Source organism: Agriterribacter humi (assembly GCF_009192765.1).
Taxonomy (GTDB): domain Bacteria; phylum Bacteroidota; class Bacteroidia; order Chitinophagales; family Chitinophagaceae; genus Agriterribacter; species Agriterribacter humi.
In genome coordinates, this window is sequence record NZ_VOHQ01000001.1 from 295,522 (window position 1) to 311,719 (window position 16,198).

A 16,198-nucleotide genomic window follows, 5' to 3' on the forward strand; every position below is an offset into this window, starting at 1 on the left:
AGTTGAAACGATAATAATGAAACTTCTCTTTTTCATTTTCCGCTTTCAGGATTATGATTGTTATATATGGATTAAAGAAGCGGCAAAATTACGGGCCTCCGCATCGCTCTCAAAATATTCTTCCAAAGAAGGTTTTTCTATGTAAGGTATCTTTTCCATGGCTCTTTCCACCATTTCCATCATATCTAAAAAACCTATCCTGTTGCGCAGGAAGCCATATACCGCAATTTCGTTTGCGGCATTGAGTACGCAGGGCATATTGCCACCTTTATGTAATGCCTCTCCGGCAAGCGCCAGGTTACGAAAAGTTTTAATATCGGGCTGCTCAAAATGCAGCGAAGATGATCTTGAAAAATCATAACGGGGAAAGGCATTGGGTATGCGCACGGGAAAGGCAAGCGCATATTGTATGGGCAGTTTCATATCGGGTAAACCCATTTGGGCTTTAATGCTGCCATCTTCAAACTGCACCATGGAATGGATGATGCTTTGCGGATGCACAATTACCTGTATTTGCTCCGGGTGCAGGTTAAACAACCACCGCGCCTCAATCATTTCAAGCCCCTTATTCATTAATGTAGCAGAATCTACCGAAATTTTAGCACCCATATTCCAGTTGGGATGCTGCAAGGCATGTTCCTTTTTTACATTCACCAAAAAGTTGGGTTTTTTACCCAAAAAAGGACCGCCGGATGCTGTTAGCACTACTTTTTCTATTTTATTCCTTGTTTCTCCTATCAGGCATTGAAAAATAGCGGAATGCTCAGAATCAACCGGTATTACAGGCACCCTTTTTTCTACCGCTCGCTGCATTACAATATCGCCGGCTACTACCAGCGTTTCTTTGTTGGCCAATGCAATGGCTTTACCCGATTCAATCGCTTTTAAGGTAGATTTCAGTCCTGCAAATCCAACAATAGCGGCCACCATCATATCATAGGTATCAAAAACGGCTACTTCTTCCAATGCATTTTCTCCGGCAAAAACTTTTACATCGGTGGATGCCAAAGCTTCCTTTACTGCTGCATATTTGCTTTCGTTTACGATTACAACCGCATTGGGATTAAATTTTTTTGCCTGTTGCACCAGCAACTTATCATTGGAGTGGGCGGTTAAAATTTCCACCTCAAATTTATCCGGATTAGAAGCAATTACGTCCAGGGCCTGTGTGCCTATGGAACCTGTGGAACCAAATATAGCTATTCGTTTTTTCATTCAATTGTGTTGCGAACAAATACAGTTCAGGTATTCAAGATACGGCATGTAAAAGCATTGGTGAAAATTATCTGATCATTATTTCAAATAATACATAGGCGGTTTGGGCTATACTTCCTGCAGATAATGTTTCAATTCATCTGCTATTTTTCTGTCGTTGCTCAAACGGGGAACCTTATTCTGTCCGCCTAATTTACCTACACTTTTCATGTAATCTATGAAGCCATTTTTTCTAACCGGCCGTATTCTTAAGGTTTGAAGAATATTGCCGGTGATCAGATCATCATAATAAATATTCTTCTCTCTTAAATTCTTATCTACTGCTATTGAAAAATCATGAATGCTCTGAGGCGTGTTTTCAAATTCTACAAACCACTCATGGTAGCTTTTACCCCTGCCCTGGTCTATCATAGGTGCAACCGTAAATTCCGTAATCTTCAATCCTTCTTTTTCAGCCGCTTTCATTAAACTATATTCCACTTCTTCGCCAATTACATGCTCGCCAAAGGCGGATATAAAATGTTTGATACGGCCGGTAACCACTATACGGTAGGGATCTGTTGAAACAAATTTTATAATATCGCCCAGGTTATAGCCCCATAACCCTGCATTGCTGTTAATGATGAGCGCATAGTTTTCGCCCGCTTTTACATCTTTGAGTGAAAGGCGCGTTGGATTGTCAGAAAATATTTCCTGTGCAGGCACGAACTCAAAAAAGATACCAAAGTCCGTATTGAGCAATAATCCTTCCTGCTGCTGTGAATCCTGGAAAGCAAAAAATCCTTCCGATGCCGGAAAGGTTTCAATGGTATCTATTTTTTTACCTATGCTTTCAAACAACCTGGCCTTGTATGGTTCGAAATTGACACCGCCCTGTACCATTACATTAAAATTGGGGAACAGGTCTTTTATCTTTTTACCACTACGTGCCGTTAGCCTGTCAAAATACATTTGCATCCATGGCGGTATTCCGCTTACCATGGTCATGTCCTGGTCAATGGTTTCATCTACTATCTTTTCCAGTTTGGTTTCCCAGTCTTCAATGCAATTGGTTTCGTAACTGGGCAATTGATTGGTACGCAGGTACCGGGGTATAAGATGATTGGAAATGCCGCTTAACCGGCCGGTGGGTATGCCGCCTACCCGTTCCAGCACCGGGCTGCCGCTCAGGAAAATCATTTTGCCATTGGCTGAGGAATAATTTCCTGTTTCAGACATATAACAAAAAAAAGCATTGCGGGCAGTTTCAAAATGGTTATCTACCGATTCTTTTGTTATAGGAATGTACTTTACCCCACTGGTGGTACCGCTGGTTTTGGCAAAATAAATAGGCAATCCCTTCCACAAAACATTGTGCTTACCCTGTTTAATCCGTTCAATATAAGGCTTCAAGGCCTCATAGTCCCTCACAGGAACGGCCTTCCTGAATTCATCGTATGTACCTACCTCGTTAAATAAGTGCTCTTTCCCGAATTCCGTTTTTCTGCCCGTTTTAACCAGGTCTTTCAAAATCTGTTCCTGGTCTGCCAGGGCCGTAAACATAGATTTCTTAACCTGCTTATGTATATATCCGGCAAACGGCTTTGCCAAAAAGGATTTGATCTTCATGTGCTTTCAGCAAGAATAGTTGAGACCGCAAAGATAGCTTTACGCCTGCAAAGAGGCACGTTAAGCTGCGAAGATTTTTTCTTTCAATTGTTTGCCATGAACAAAATTAACCCTACCTTTGCACTCCTTAAATTTTGCCTCATGTTTGCAATAGTTAAAATAGCCGGTCAGCAGTTTAAAGTTCAGCAGGGACAGAACCTGTACGTTCCGCATTTGGATGGAAAAGCAGGTGATACAGTAGAGTTTACTGACGTATTGCTGACAGATAATGGTGATACCTTATCAACCGGCGCCGATGTAAAACTAAAAGTTAAAGCCGAAATAGTTGGCGAAGTACAGGGTAATAAAGTGATCGCCTTTAAAATGAAAAGAAGAAAGGGCTTTCGCAAAAAACACGGGCATCGTACTTTGTTTACGCATATTAAAGTAACTGACATAGCTTAAGCAACAAAATTCAAATTACAAGATACAAACCACCTTTTGAAATTTGTTTCTTGTTTCTTGAAGTTAAAAACTCAAAAATTATGGCACATAAAAAAGGCGAAGGCAGTGTAAAAAACGGCCGCGACTCGCAAAGTAAACGTTTGGGTGTAAAAATATTTGGCGGACAACCTGCTATTGCAGGAAACATTATCGTTCGCCAGCGTGGTACTTCTTTCCATCCTGGTAAGAATGTTGGAGTGGGAAGAGACTTTACATTGTTCGCATTGAACGATGGTATGGTTGAATTTAAGAAAGGCAAAAGCAACAAAACCTATGTTTCTGTAGCCGCTGTAGAAGCAACAGCTTAAAAAAAAATTTTGCAGTTGGAAAAATGTTTTTACTTTTATGACGTTAATCCATTATTAACTAACCATTAAATTCTAAAAAACATGGCAACAGCAAAAAAAGCTGCAAAAAAAGCCGCTCCTAAAAAAGCTGCTAAGAAAGCCGCTCCTAAGAAAGCTGCAAAAAAAGCCGCTCCTAAAAAAGCTGCTAAGAAAGCCGCTCCTAAAAAAGCTGCAAAGAAAGCTGCTAAGAAAAAATAAGCTTAGCTTCTCTCTACAGAGCGAAAAATATAAAGTCCCGGTTACGGGACTTTTTTTTATTGTTACAGATACCGAAAGTTTTATTCTGTAATTTAATAGCCAACTTTTACCGATATGGATAATTCACAAATAGCAGATGTTTTTTCTTTGCTTTCCAAACTCATGGATATTCATGGCGAAAACAGCTTCAAAGCAAAATCCTATGCAGTGGCAGCTTATACCATAGAAAAAATGCCTGCCGCCTTAACTGAACTGCCCGATGATAAAGTGTTTTCCATAAAAGGCATTGGCGATGCTATTGGTAAAAAGATCATAGAGATAAGGCAAACCGGGAAATTAAACGCACTGGAAGAATACCTGCAAAAAACACCTGTGGGTATACTGGAAATGCTGAACATAAAAGGACTGGGACCTAAAAAGATAGCTGTTATATGGAAGGAAATGGGACTGGAAACGATTGGAGAATTACTGTATGCCTGCAATGAAAACAGGTTATTGCTCTTTAAAGGGTTTGGAGAAAAGACCCAGCAAAATGTAAAAACCTATATTGAATTTTACCTGCGCAGCAAAGGAAGCTATTTATATGCTGAAATAGAACCTTATGCCCTGCAATTGCATCAGCAACTTAAAAAACAATTTCCCAACCATCAGTTTGAACACACAGGGGCTTTTGCAAGACAATCGGAAACCATTGACATACTGGAATGGGTAAGTACTGCAGGCAATAGTGAACTGGAACAGTTTTTTTTAGCGAATTCATTTTCAGTTACTGAAAAAAATGAAACGGGCATTCGTTTTAAAGCAGAAAACAATGTTGCCATTACATTTTATACTGCCCGTACTGAAAACTTCGGGAGTATTATATTTCATACCAATTGCGCAGGCGCATTTTTAAACGAGTGGGAAAAAAGATTTCCAGCCATGCAAACCTATGGCAGCGAAGAAGAGATTTTTAAAAATGCAGGCATTCCCTATATCCTGCCCTGTCTCCGGGAAAAAGAAATTATTATAGCTGCTGCAATGAATAGGCCGTTGCCCGAACTTATTCGGCCGGAAGATGTAAAAGGCGTTATTCACAGCCACAGCAACTGGAGCGATGGAAGGCAAAGCGTGGAGGATATGGCAAATGCAGCCATTGAAAAAGGATTTGAATACCTGGTGATCAGCGACCACAGCAAATCGGCCTTTTATGCCAATGGATTAAAAGAAGACAGGATAAAAGAGCAGCACCTTTATATTGACACACTTAATGAAAAACTTTATCCCTTTAAAATATTTAAAAGCATTGAATCCGACATCCTGAATGACGGTAACCTCGATTACAACAGCCAGGTATTGGGTACTTTCGACCTGGTAATAGCATCCGTTCATTCCAATCTTAAAATGACGGAAGATAAGGCCATGCTTCGTTTACTCGCAGCTATTCAAAATCCATATACCACCATACTGGGGCATATGACCGGGAGATTGCTGCTGAGCCGGGAAGGATACCCTGTAAATCATAAAAAAATCATTGACGTCTGCGTGGATCATGATGTAGTAATAGAATTAAATGCCCACCCCCGTCGCTTAGACATAGACTGGCGCTGGATAGATTACGCATTGGAAAAAGACGCCATTATTTCCATTGATCCGGACGCGCATAATACAGAAGGTTATAAAGATATACGCTATGGTGTGCTTGCTGCACAAAAAGCAGGATTAACAAAGCAAAGCAATCTCAGCAGCTATAGCCTCCCTGAGTTTGAAGCATTCATAAAAAAGAGAAAAGAGAAAAAAGGAATTTGAAGTAAATTACATGTTACAGGGAAGTTGCAGGTTACAAGGTACAAGTTGCAGGTTGCAGGCTTCAGGTTGTCCACGCAACTTGCACCCTGTGCCCTGTAACATGTATCCTGCAACCTGGCCCCTCATCAGGACACTGTTCCATTTTCATAAAGAGGCAGCTCCACATAAAATGTAGTTCCCTTTCCTTCTTCGGTATCAAACCAGATGCTTCCCCGTGATTGTTCCACAATGCCTTTACATATTGCCAGTCCTAAACCCGTACCCGAAGTTTTTGTAGTGAAATTAGGAGTGAAGATATTGATGAGCATTGCTTTTGGAATACCTAAACCACTATCGGTGATACTGATGGTTACATTGTGCGCGTTTCTTTTTTCTCTTACAGTAACCAGTCCATTTTCTTCTTCAGGAATAGCTTCTATAGCATTTTGTAAAAGATTGGTAAACAGCCTGTTGATCTGGGTTTTATCTGCATCAACGAATAAAGGTTCTTCACCGGGCTCCCACTGAACAGTTACTCTCTCCTGCACATCATGAAGATATACCAGTGAATTTAAAAGCTTATTCATATCGAAAACTTCGTTCCTGGCGTTTCCTATATTGGCGAATTGTGAAAATTCGGAAGCTATCCTGGACAAATGATCTATCTGTTCAACAAGGGTTTGAGCTACGTTTGAGGATAATTCCTTCACGTTGGGCGCATTATTATAAATAGCTTTTTGCAAATATTGTATACTCAGTTTCATAGGTGTAAGCGGGTTTTTAATTTCGTGCGCCACCTGCCTTGCCATTTCGCGCCACGCTCCTTCTCTTTCCGTTTTAGCCAGCGCCACCGCACTTTCTTCCAGCTTTTGAACCATTTTATTGTATTCCTTTACCAATCCGCCAATCTCATCTTTTTTAGTCCACACAATTTCTGCATTGTGTTTGCCGAGATTCACGTCCCTCATCATTGCACTGATAAGCGTAAACGAACCGGTTATTCTGTTGGTAAGGAACAATGCGATAATACCGGATAACAGAAAGATAAAGGCGTTAAGGTTGATAATGGTAACCAGGAAACTCGATATCTCCTGTTTGAGCCGGTTTTGAGAATTGAAATAAGGAATATTAAGGTATGCAACGGTTTTCCTGTTATCGGCCAACACCGGCACATAAATACTGAGGTAATTCATTTTACCATATTTCTCCTCCTGCACATACTGGATCTTTTTTTGCCGGTTAAGATTATAAAAGGCAAGCGGATCCATCATACGGCTTAATACCCCTTTGTTGTATACAAAAGGCTGGGAAGAGATCTGGAGTGACCCATCGGAGTTATAAAGATTCACATCCGCATTATGCAGTTGGGCCATTTCCGTAATTTGCTGCCGTACCGATTTTCCATAAGCAGAATCATATACCTGCATTATATCGTCCATCAACCTGTGATCGCTTACCTTATTCTTTAAAGCACCAGAAATATCCTGTATTGACCGGCTCAGCTTATCGCGGTTGTTCTTATTATAGGAAGCAGTAAAAAATAAAATAGTGGCCGCGCCTACTACAATAAAAGAAAACACGCTTACAAAAATTACAGTGCCGTATATCTGCGACCGGATATTAAAATCCGTGATCTCACGCAAGGCCCGCCATCGGAAGCCCGACTGAATAATGATGCTTGCTACCTGAAACAGGGCTACCAGTAAAAGAAAAGAACAAAAAAGGTATGCAAAAAGCGTAATGGCTTCCATTATGAAGCTGCTTCTCCGCGTTATGATAATTACTTTATTACCCGACTTGTACCATAATTCACTATACCCATTCACCATCTTTTCAAAGAATTCCTGTTTGGGAAGATCATTTTCCGTTAAGGCAGTAGGAAAACTATAGTCATTAACATATACCTGTAAAGCCCCACTGTCGTAAATAGCATAGGCATAATCCGGGGCATATTCAAATGAATAATCTTCGGCCTGCCTGAACAATTCGGGATACAAAGCCTCGCTGCGATATCGCTTGGGATTGGACAGCATAAAAAAATAAGACTTTGTAGCATGAATGGTATCCTTTATTTCCTTAAGATAGATGTAGCTGAATTTATCGAAAGCCGTTTCGTAATAGCGCAGTCCTGGTATCTTGGTGTCTTTGCCCTGTACAGAGTAGATTGTGTTTAACTCATCAAAAGTTAATCTTTCACCAATGGGAATGGGCCGTTCTTCCGCATCATAAAAAAAAAGCTCCGTATCGTATTTATTAAGATAGGGTGTAAAGTTGGCGTTAATAAGACTGTCTTTAAATATGGCGCTCTGTACAGGATCGTGAAGCCGCCAGAGATGGGTAAGAAAAAAATTATTGCTGAAACTTTGTATGGCTATATTTAATAACCGCTCACTGGAAGGGTCGGCCTGCATCACTAATTTCTCTGCAGTTCTTTTCCGTAATTCCAGTTCTCGCGAACGATTCTGAAAAATAATAATAGAAGCAATGGATGCAGAAAAAATAAACAACCAGAAAAGAGCATTCGCTACCAGGAAATTATTCTTTTTTAAACTGAGCTCCACTTTGCTCATAAGGTATACATACAATACCAACCAACTTAGCATGCACAATTCAAACAATATATAAGGGCTGCTCATTCTTACACTCAACCCCACTAATCCAATAAAGGAAATGATCAAAATGAGATTATAACGCGACTTGCGGTTTAATATACTGATGGCTTTTAAGACGGCCTGTGAAAAAATAAAGTATCCCAGCGATACGCAGCATAACACAATAAATCCAAATACGCTGTAAATATTAAGACTGAAGAAATTGGTAACGTCAAATGAAATTTGTGAATCGGCAACCAGGCTTCGTATTACATGGCCGCCAATGAGAGTGGCCACCACCATTACCAGAGCCAGGGCTATAATTGCTGCGCGGCGCCATGCAATACTTTGTATTTGCAGGCGGATATTTTGCTTTGAAAACCGGATCCTTGCAAAAAGCACCAGCCAAAAAAAGAGGATGCTGTTGATCAGCAAATCGCCCAAAGAACGCGATATCAGGCTGGAGCCGTATATAACAGGGTCAAATAATTCAAACTGCCGAAAATTGGCGGGTACAGGAAAAAAATAACTTAATACACGCAAGCCTATCATCAGAATAACCATGAAAGATACGCCTGCAACAGCCCCGGCAGATCTCGAAATAGCCACGGCCACATTATGTAAGAAGAAGAGCGTGAGTAAGGATCCCAATATCCTTAACAGCATGGTCAGCCAGTCGTTATTGTGCTGGTCAATTAAAGATTTAGGCTGAAGATAAAAAAGGGTTGTACCGTTGATACTTTGTATCGGGTATTGGGTGGGCGTAAATACAAGCGCATAATTTTCTTCAATATTGGCATGATTCACAAAACCGTTCTTAAGGTATTCACTTTCCAGCACATACTGCCGGCGAACAGGCAGAAGGTATAAAGCAATAATAGACCGGCCCTGGTAGATGATTTTTTTTCGTATCACTTCATATTGCCCGTTTGCCAGGGAAGCGATATACCTGGGTTGTTCTTTCTGCAATAAATCATTCTCCGGTAAAACAGATTGTGTATTCCAGAATAAAAGGTTGTAGGTTCCGGGCACTACTTCATCATACAAAAAAACTTTATATTCCTGCTGGGTGATCCGCTGTACCTCAGTTTCATCTTCCTTTTTATTAAGTATCCGCCCCAGCAATACCGTATCTCTTAAAAAAGAATCAAAATTTTTCTCATTCCGCCAGATGTATTTCTCCAGAGATTTTTTTACCCCGCCAGGTGAAGAAGTATAAGACCAGTAATTACTGAAAATAAAAGATAGTGTAAAAAGCCATGCCGCTCCAATAAGCAGGTAACCGTTGCTATACAATATATCTGTCCAGAATTTTTTCAAGATTCAGTTTTTTGCTTTTTAATCAGATTCCAGATTTCATCCATTTCTTCAAGCGACATTTCCGATAAATTCCTGCCTTTGGCTATTGCCGCCTGTTCCATACGGGTAAACCGGTCAATGAATTTCTTATTGGTTCGCTCCAATGCATTTTCAGCGTCAATATGCAAAAATCGTGCATAGTTAATGAGTGAAAATACAAGATCGCCATATTCATCTTCAATGTTTTCAGCATTGCCTTCCGCTATGGCCTCCTGCAATTCCTGCATCTCTTCCTCAACTTTTTCCCAAACCTGCCCGCGGTTATCCCATTCAAAACCCACCTGTTTTGCTTTCTCCTGCAACCGCATGGCTTTTACTGTTGCGGGAAGCGCTGCAGGCACTCCGCCCAGAACAGATTTTTTTCCTTCTTTTAACTTTAATTTTTCCCAATTGCGTTTCACATCATCTTCATTTTCTACCTGCACATCTCCATAAATATGAGGATGCCGGAAGATCAGTTTTTCGCATACGCCATTAATAACATCCTCTAATGAAAATTGCTTTTGCTCACTGGCTATTTTAGCATAGAAAACAATATGCAGTAAAATATCTCCCAGTTCTTCCCTGATCTCTTTCCAGTTACCCTCCGTTATGGCATCCGCCAGTTCATACGTTTCTTCAATGGTAAGCGATCGCAATGTTTGTATCGTTTGCTTTTTATCCCACGGGCATTGCGCTCTTAACTCATCCATGATCTTTACCAATCGCAAAAAAGACGCTCCTGTTGTTTCCATATATTGTTTTACACTTTGTAAGCTGATATGATAAAGAAAATGACAATCAGAAAAGTCATCACTATAAAAGTCATCCAGCTTAATAATAAATATTTGAGCAGCGTTTTTAACCTCCCCTGCCCGTAAAAATTACGCATAGCTTTATACACATAATAAATCATATATAAAACAACAATTGTCTTCATCAGGGAAAAAAACCACCAGTGCAGTTGCATCTGAATCCCATCCAGCATATAATACAGCAACAGCAATATAAAGACCGCGCAGTACGCATGAATGGAAAATATGCCATGGCCGGCATAATAAAACGATTTTCGCCGTACGTATAATAGCTTTAAAAAAAATGCAAACAGGGGCAGAGAAATGAACAACATGGTGGGAAAGAAATGTTTAAACTTTTCCATTATGGTATTGAAAAATTTGCCGCTTTCTTTTTTTTCTTCATTGTGCCAGTGGAGCAGTTTTAATTTTGCAGCTCTTTCTATCCTGCCGTCTTTCCGCTCTGCCGGCAGTTCGTCCTGCACGGCTTTATAAGTAGCCTCGTCTTTGTAAAATGTAAAGTCAAAAAATTCCTTATCATTTATCACTACTTTGCCTTTGCTGGTACTGTCAGATTTACTGATTTTCCGGGCAGCGTCAATTTTTGATCTAACGGAGGGGGCGAAGGGAACGATGGTTATAACAGAGTCCGCTGCATCTGCTGCCTGCCTGATATTTTCTTCATTTTGAACGCTCTCTTTTTTCAAACTATCGGTAAGCAACCTTATCCGGTGTTCATATTTGACCATGCTTTTTTGAATAGCAGTTTTTACACTGGTATCATCCGTTGCCGTTAACATGCCCTGCAATGTTTGCAGTTCGTTCTGCTGATTTGTTAAGGTTTCCTGTAACCCCTTTCCACTTTCAGTAACAGTACCGCGACCGCTGATAAAAGAAAAATAAATAAGAAAAAAGAAAGCGGAAGTAAACACATACATTCGTATTGGGTGTAAATACCTGGCTCTTCTGCCCCGAACATATTCAGCAGTAAGAAACCCGGGTTTTAGCAACAGGTATTTAACCGTACTAAAAAATTTCCCGTCGAAATGCGTGATATCATTAAAAAAATGTGTTACCAGGTGCCATGCCGATTCCTGAGGCTCAATATTTTCCTGTCCGCATACACCACAATACCTTCCTTGTACTTCTGCCCCGCAATTCAAACAAATTTTCTCTTTTCTTTCTTTAAAATGAGACACCGTCCTAAATTTTGATAAAAATAATACTTTTGCCAGCTATGAAGCTTCACTTATTCCCGTTTCTACGCAGTCTTGCATTATTAAATATAGTCATACTATCGGGTCAGCAGGGTTTTAGCCAATATTATTATCACGACATCGTGCTAACCGCTCAAAATCAACAACAGCGGCAGCTATACAAAAAAAACAGCGTGGTCAGTATAAAATTGCTTAGCTATGAAGCCAACGGACAGCTATCCGAAGATTTTATTTGCGACATAACCTCCAATGACAGTTACACTCAAATTAAAACATTTACCCAATCAGGCCTTACCGGAATGTCATCATCAACAGCCTTTTACAATTTCAAGGGACAGTTATACCGCTCGGTTGACAGCAGCAAAGAATCGGTAAACAAATATGAATATAGCTACGATAGTACAGGCAGGCTATTGGCTGCCACCAATGTATCGGAAGGCTTTACCAGTAAAATTCAGCAAAAAGAAACCCATGAATGGAGATACGATAATAACTGCCCCAAAAATATGTTTCGTATCAAAAACGGCACAGATACCACTATTGTACAATTTGTTTGTGATGAGCAGGGCAATGTAACAGAAGAAGAAAGCTGGCGGCATAATATTTCAAACGAAAAGATATATTATTATTACGATACCCTCCATCGTTTGTCTGATGTTGTGCGGTACAATAACAGGCTGGGCAAACTGCTGCCAGATTATATATTCGAATACAATGATGAAGGACGGCTTGCACAAATGATAGCTGTTCAGCAGGGAGGAAGCGATTATCTTACCTGGAGATATGAATATGCTGAAAATGGATTGAAGACGAGGGAGCTTTGTTTTAACAAACAAAAAAGCCTGGTAGGTAAAATTGAATACCAATATACTTTTAAAAACAAATAAGTGGCATTCCAGCCTCCTCTCGAATGCCACATTGTAAAATGGATGCATTAAAATATATACCATTTGCTTTCTTCATCCTTTGCATAACTCAACCCATTGCTCATAAGGTGTACATCTTTGCCGGAGGCTGCATCTGTATATGTTTTCTTTTCGTACACTCTTACCCCATTGTTTTCCTTGGTAAGGTATAAAATCAATGCATGTATACCGGGGCCCACATCATGGAGCCATTGTTCATCATCTTCTTTTACAAATGCGGAACTCATACCAAACGATTTTACAAAAGTTACGAATAAAATTTTACAGGATAATTCAATACGTTTCCAACACTGATACCAATCCTGTATTTACAATTTATTGCACTTGTGTCTGTTCCGCAACTGTATTTGTTCCTTCCGCTGCTGATTCCGGGTCCATCCATATCATTTCCCAACAAAATTCTTTCAACTGTTGTTTTTTTGATGAACCGGAATTGGCGTTTGCTGGTGAAAAGCCAGCTTCCAGTCGGGACCATGTTTTACATAGGCACTACTGGCAAGTGCCGTAACAGCGGTGCTTTCATAATTCCACCGCGATGAAACTGTATAAGTAAGTAACGCAACGTCTTCTGTCAGTTTCACACAATGAATAGCACCGAATTCAACTTCAGCCCATTTCCTGTTTTCCGCATTTTCAGTTTTTATAGCATCCACGGCAAAATCTCTTGTTATTACCCCCGTTTCACCAAAAACGAGAAGCGCTCCTTTCAGCAGGTTGTTTTTATACAAAACGGGGTCATTGGTCCATAATTTCCGCTCAATAGCCATCAATTGCTTTTCAATTAAGTTGTCTACTGTTGGCATAAGAATAGTGTATTATTCATGATTATTCTACCGCATTATATGTACCAGTTTTTCTGGGTAAAGAAACAATACAAACTTATTAAAAAAAAGACTAATGGTAATTATCAGTTTAAGCCTTTTAACCTTATATTGTTTGCCGGTGGAAAAATGGGCAGGCTTGCAGATATGCTCAACTATCGCTTCTTTTGTTTTTAATTTTGCTTCAAATAAAACGCCATGGCAATAACAGGAAGATTATTTTGTTTAACCGCAAGTCTTTGTTTTTGCATTCCGGCATTTGTTTTCGCCCAGCACCACGGGCAAACCATTCCGGGCAGGCAAAGTCCGCAAAGCGGTATAGCGGCTCAACCCTTTCTTGCACAGGCATTGCGCTTAAAGGAAGCCTTATCTTTTTTAGGCAGTTCATTGTCGGCCACCGATGAAAAACGTTTGGAAGCATTGCAGCATCAGCCGCACACTCCGGATATCATTAAGCAGGTACAGGACATCCTGGATCCCTACTGCCTCGCTGCTGTACATATTAATCCCGAAGGAAGAGTAAAAGCAGAGAGCGGATTGGCAAAAGCAAAATTAATGCAGGGTGGCTGGACGAGCTTTCTTATAAAAGTGTACAATGAAGCTGGCGCCACATCACAAATAGAAGTGCAAAGCCCTAATGCGTTAAAACCGCAACATAGTTTCTCGTTTGATTCGCGCGTATTGCCTGAAAATGTGATTACGGCCGGAGAAGTGGCCAATCGCTTCATGGATATACAAATGTATCGCAACCGGCCTTTATTGCCGCATCTTTCAGGATTGCAATTAGAATACGCTGTTGTTCAACTATACAGTAAAGATGCCGGACTGCGTGAAGTGGAGCTGGGGTTTAATGCCGGGCAGGGTTCGCAGGATATCGGGTTTCGCAATACCATCAGTATCCTTTTTGAGATTAGCCCTGCGGTAACCGTTATATTCGATGTAAAAGATGAGGACGGGATGCCGGTTATGGCTTCCTTTGTTATAACGGACAGCATTAACCGCAGCCCCGGAAAGCTATCTGGAGTTTATCCATTGCCTTCAAGAAGGGTTGCAGCGTATGACGAGTACCCGGATTTTTTCTTTCAGCCGCAGATTTACCGGAAAAATGGCGAGCATGTGCAACTGCCCCCGGGTAAATATCATATCACTTATACAAGGGGGCCGGAATATATTCCGCAAACAAAAACCGTTGTTGTTCCACAGGGCGTGGACAGGATGAAGTTGTCTTTTACACTCAGGCGGTGGATAAATATGTCACGGCTGGGATGGTACAGCGCCGACCATCATGTGCATGCAGCGGGCTGCAGTCATTACGACAGTCCTGAAGAAGGTGTTCGGCCTGCAGACATGTGGCGGCAGGCGCTGGGAGAAGACCTGAATGTAGCTTCGGTACTTACATGGGGCCCAAGTTGGTACCATCAAAAATCTTTCTTTACCGGAAAAGATGATCCGCTTTCTACCCAAAAAAACATTATGCGTTATGATGTGGAAGTATCCGGTTTCCCCTCATCGCATGCCGGACACCTTGTACTGCTGGGGCTTAAGGAAGATGACTATCCCGGTACCACTCAAATAGAAGAGTGGCCAAGCTGGACATTGCCTGTGCTCACCTGGGCCAGGTTGCAGGGTGCTGTTGCAGGGTACGCCCATTCCGGCTGGGGTTTAGCGCCTATGCAGCCAACCAGTGAATTGCCTAATTATATTGTGCCAAAGATGGATTATATAGGAGCCAATGAATACATTGTAACAGCCGCTCTTAATGCCGTAGATTTTTATAGCGCCGGCGATACACCTCTGCCCTGGGAATTGAACATGTGGTATCATACCCTTAATTGCGGATTTAAAATACCATTGAGTGGCGAAACTGATTTTCCGTGTATTACCGATGAACGGATTGGGCAGGCACGTACTTATTTTAAAGCAGGAAAAGAAACAGTTAATTATGACAATTTCGTGGAAGCCATAAAAAAGGGGAACAACTATGTATCGGAGGGCGGATCACACATTATAAATTTTAAAGTGGATGGAGTTGAAGCGAAAAACAACGAAGTTTCGCTTAAGCAGCAACAAATGATAAATATTACAGCAGATGTTGCTGCCTGGCTCCCCGAACAACAGCCTTCGCTATTTACCGGCATTGAAAAAAGACCTTTTACCGAAACGCCTTACTGGCATATTGAGAGAGCAAGGATTGGTAAATCACGCAAAGTGCGGGTTGAGCTGGTTGTTAACGGCCGGGCTGTTGACACCACTGAAATAAGCGCCGATGGGCAAATCAACAGGGTGAGTTTCGCCAGCCGCATAACCCGCTCCGTATGGGTGGCATTGAGGATATATGCCAGTGCTCATACCAATCCCATTTTTATTATTGTAAACGAAAAGCCGGTAGCCGAAGCAAAAAGTGCAGAATGGTGTATACAGGCACTGGATCAGTGCTGGGAAAAAAAGGAACCCAACATCAGGCCAAAAGAAAAACCTTCGGCCAGGGCAGCTTACGACAGGGCGCGCAAAGTGTATGAAAATATTGTAAAGGAAACAGGAGCATCAAAAAATTGAGTTAAACCATTGCTCTAATTATTATGCTAAATTTTTAAGCTCGCAATCAAATAGATAATTATTATTTTTCATAAGGCAAAAATAGTTGCTGATTTAGAAATATTAATAGTGGTTGTCAGGTAATTCCATTTCCCTTGTCGCCTGTTAAAAAAAATCAATCCGGTAAAATTTCGCATTCCCAACCCTGGGCTTGGCCGTATGTTACAATTTCATCTGCCGGTTTATCGCAACCCTTTTCTTTGATATTACCCGCAGTGTCCTTACACTCATAGCACCTGTTTTCATACAGGAAAACCCCGGCAACGATAATACCGAAAGTACAAAAATATTTTTCATA

At 40.9% G+C, this 16,198-nt stretch carries 14 protein-coding genes; 7 read left to right on the forward strand and 7 right to left on the reverse strand.

What is annotated here, in order from left to right:
• Positions 1 to 60: 60 nt before the first annotated feature.
• Together FRX45_RS01105 and FRX45_RS01110 are read right to left on the reverse strand one after the other, a co-directional pair.
• Positions 61 to 1,215, reverse strand: a complete 1,155-nt coding sequence (locus FRX45_RS01105; RefSeq protein WP_152266542.1) for a 1-deoxy-D-xylulose-5-phosphate reductoisomerase — start codon at positions 1,213 to 1,215, stop codon at positions 61 to 63.
• Between the two features lie 108 nt (positions 1,216 to 1,323).
• Positions 1,324 to 2,823, reverse strand: coding sequence for a GH3 auxin-responsive promoter family protein (locus tag FRX45_RS01110; protein WP_152266543.1), 1,500 nt, complete (start codon positions 2,821 to 2,823; stop codon positions 1,324 to 1,326).
• Between the two features lie 141 nt (positions 2,824 to 2,964).
• Between FRX45_RS01110 and rplU the strand changes: the two genes are divergently transcribed.
• The 4 genes from rplU to FRX45_RS01125 all read left to right on the forward strand — a co-directional run bounded on the left by rplU (position 2,965) and on the right by FRX45_RS01125 (position 5,639).
• Complete coding sequence (gene rplU / locus FRX45_RS01115) at positions 2,965 to 3,267, forward strand: 50S ribosomal protein L21 (protein ID WP_152266544.1); 303 nt, start codon at positions 2,965 to 2,967, stop codon at positions 3,265 to 3,267.
• Between the two features lie 80 nt (positions 3,268 to 3,347).
• On the forward strand, positions 3,348 to 3,614 hold the full coding sequence (rpmA, locus tag FRX45_RS01120; RefSeq protein ID WP_152266545.1) for a 50S ribosomal protein L27: 267 nt from the start codon (positions 3,348 to 3,350) through the stop codon (positions 3,612 to 3,614).
• Positions 3,615 to 3,695: 81 nt separating this feature from the next.
• On the forward strand, positions 3,696 to 3,851 hold the full coding sequence (locus FRX45_RS23110) for a hypothetical protein (protein WP_193311540.1): 156 nt from the start codon (positions 3,696 to 3,698) through the stop codon (positions 3,849 to 3,851).
• 114 nt (positions 3,852 to 3,965) lie between these two features.
• Positions 3,966 to 5,639: a DNA polymerase/3'-5' exonuclease PolX gene (locus FRX45_RS01125; protein WP_152266546.1), complete on the forward strand. Its 1,674-nt coding sequence runs from the start codon at positions 3,966 to 3,968 to the stop codon at positions 5,637 to 5,639.
• 125 nt (positions 5,640 to 5,764) lie between these two features.
• Here the strand turns inward: FRX45_RS01125 and FRX45_RS01130 are convergent, their stop codons facing one another.
• From FRX45_RS01130 to FRX45_RS01140, 3 genes are read right to left on the reverse strand one after another with little or no spacing between them, the layout of a single operon-like run.
• On the reverse strand, positions 5,765 to 9,529 hold the full coding sequence (locus FRX45_RS01130) for a sensor histidine kinase (protein ID WP_152266547.1): 3,765 nt from the start codon (positions 9,527 to 9,529) through the stop codon (positions 5,765 to 5,767).
• Positions 9,526 to 10,302, reverse strand: a complete 777-nt coding sequence (mazG, locus tag FRX45_RS01135; RefSeq protein WP_152266548.1) for a nucleoside triphosphate pyrophosphohydrolase — start codon at positions 10,300 to 10,302, stop codon at positions 9,526 to 9,528. The genes FRX45_RS01130 and mazG overlap by 4 nt, the downstream gene beginning before the upstream one ends.
• An 8-nt stretch (positions 10,303 to 10,310) precedes the next feature.
• The gene (locus FRX45_RS01140; RefSeq protein WP_193311541.1) at positions 10,311 to 11,540 is read right to left on the reverse strand and encodes a DUF3667 domain-containing protein; all 1,230 of its coding nucleotides are present in this window, start codon (positions 11,538 to 11,540) and stop codon (positions 10,311 to 10,313) included.
• A 38-nt stretch (positions 11,541 to 11,578) separates the two neighbouring features.
• Here FRX45_RS01140 and FRX45_RS01145 point away from each other — a divergent pair, with 38 nt between their 5' ends.
• Positions 11,579 to 12,445, forward strand: a complete 867-nt coding sequence (locus FRX45_RS01145) for a hypothetical protein (protein WP_152266550.1) — start codon at positions 11,579 to 11,581, stop codon at positions 12,443 to 12,445.
• A 47-nt stretch (positions 12,446 to 12,492) separates the two neighbouring features.
• Here FRX45_RS01145 and FRX45_RS01150 read toward each other — a convergent pair whose 3' ends face one another.
• Together FRX45_RS01150 and FRX45_RS01155 are read right to left on the reverse strand one after the other, a co-directional pair.
• On the reverse strand, positions 12,493 to 12,711 hold the full coding sequence (locus tag FRX45_RS01150; protein ID WP_152266551.1) for a hypothetical protein: 219 nt from the start codon (positions 12,709 to 12,711) through the stop codon (positions 12,493 to 12,495).
• Positions 12,712 to 12,888: 177 nt separating this feature from the next.
• Positions 12,889 to 13,287 carry a nuclear transport factor 2 family protein gene (locus FRX45_RS01155; protein ID WP_152266552.1) on the reverse strand — a complete coding sequence of 133 codons (399 nt, stop codon included), beginning with the start codon at positions 13,285 to 13,287 and terminating at the stop codon, positions 12,889 to 12,891.
• A 39-nt stretch (positions 13,288 to 13,326) separates the two neighbouring features.
• On the opposite strand from FRX45_RS01155, the gene FRX45_RS23115 reads away from it, so the two are divergent.
• Both FRX45_RS23115 and FRX45_RS01160 read left to right on the forward strand, forming a co-directional pair.
• Positions 13,327 to 13,482: a hypothetical protein gene (locus tag FRX45_RS23115; RefSeq protein WP_193311542.1), complete on the forward strand. Its 156-nt coding sequence runs from the start codon at positions 13,327 to 13,329 to the stop codon at positions 13,480 to 13,482.
• Positions 13,483 to 13,503: 21 nt separating this feature from the next.
• The gene (locus FRX45_RS01160; protein WP_193311543.1) at positions 13,504 to 15,861 is read left to right on the forward strand and encodes a CehA/McbA family metallohydrolase; all 2,358 of its coding nucleotides are present in this window, start codon (positions 13,504 to 13,506) and stop codon (positions 15,859 to 15,861) included.
• The last annotated feature ends 337 nt before the right edge of the window (positions 15,862 to 16,198 follow it).

What these genes read in the sequence shown, in the direction of transcription:
- FRX45_RS01105 (WP_152266542.1), bottom strand. Translation starts at nt 1,215, where the DNA reads ATGAAAAAACGAATAGCTATATTTGGTTCCACAGGTTCCATAGGCACA.
- FRX45_RS23110 (WP_193311540.1), top strand. Translation starts at nt 3,696, where the DNA reads ATGGCAACAGCAAAAAAAGCTGCAAAAAAAGCCGCTCCTAAAAAAGCT.
- FRX45_RS01145 (WP_152266550.1), top strand. Translation starts at nt 11,579, where the DNA reads ATGAAGCTTCACTTATTCCCGTTTCTACGCAGTCTTGCATTATTAAAT.
- FRX45_RS23115 (WP_193311542.1), top strand. Translation starts at nt 13,327, where the DNA reads ATGTACCAGTTTTTCTGGGTAAAGAAACAATACAAACTTATTAAAAAA.
- FRX45_RS01155 (WP_152266552.1), bottom strand. Translation starts at nt 13,287, where the DNA reads ATGCCAACAGTAGACAACTTAATTGAAAAGCAATTGATGGCTATTGAG.
- mazG (WP_152266548.1), bottom strand. Translation starts at nt 10,302, where the DNA reads ATGGAAACAACAGGAGCGTCTTTTTTGCGATTGGTAAAGATCATGGAT.
- rplU (WP_152266544.1), top strand. Translation starts at nt 2,965, where the DNA reads ATGTTTGCAATAGTTAAAATAGCCGGTCAGCAGTTTAAAGTTCAGCAG.
- FRX45_RS01160 (WP_193311543.1), top strand. Translation starts at nt 13,504, where the DNA reads ATGGCAATAACAGGAAGATTATTTTGTTTAACCGCAAGTCTTTGTTTT.
- rpmA (WP_152266545.1), top strand. Translation starts at nt 3,348, where the DNA reads ATGGCACATAAAAAAGGCGAAGGCAGTGTAAAAAACGGCCGCGACTCG.
- FRX45_RS01150 (WP_152266551.1), bottom strand. Translation starts at nt 12,711, where the DNA reads ATGAGTTCCGCATTTGTAAAAGAAGATGATGAACAATGGCTCCATGAT.
- FRX45_RS01110 (WP_152266543.1), bottom strand. Translation starts at nt 2,823, where the DNA reads ATGAAGATCAAATCCTTTTTGGCAAAGCCGTTTGCCGGATATATACAT.
- FRX45_RS01125 (WP_152266546.1), top strand. Translation starts at nt 3,966, where the DNA reads ATGGATAATTCACAAATAGCAGATGTTTTTTCTTTGCTTTCCAAACTC.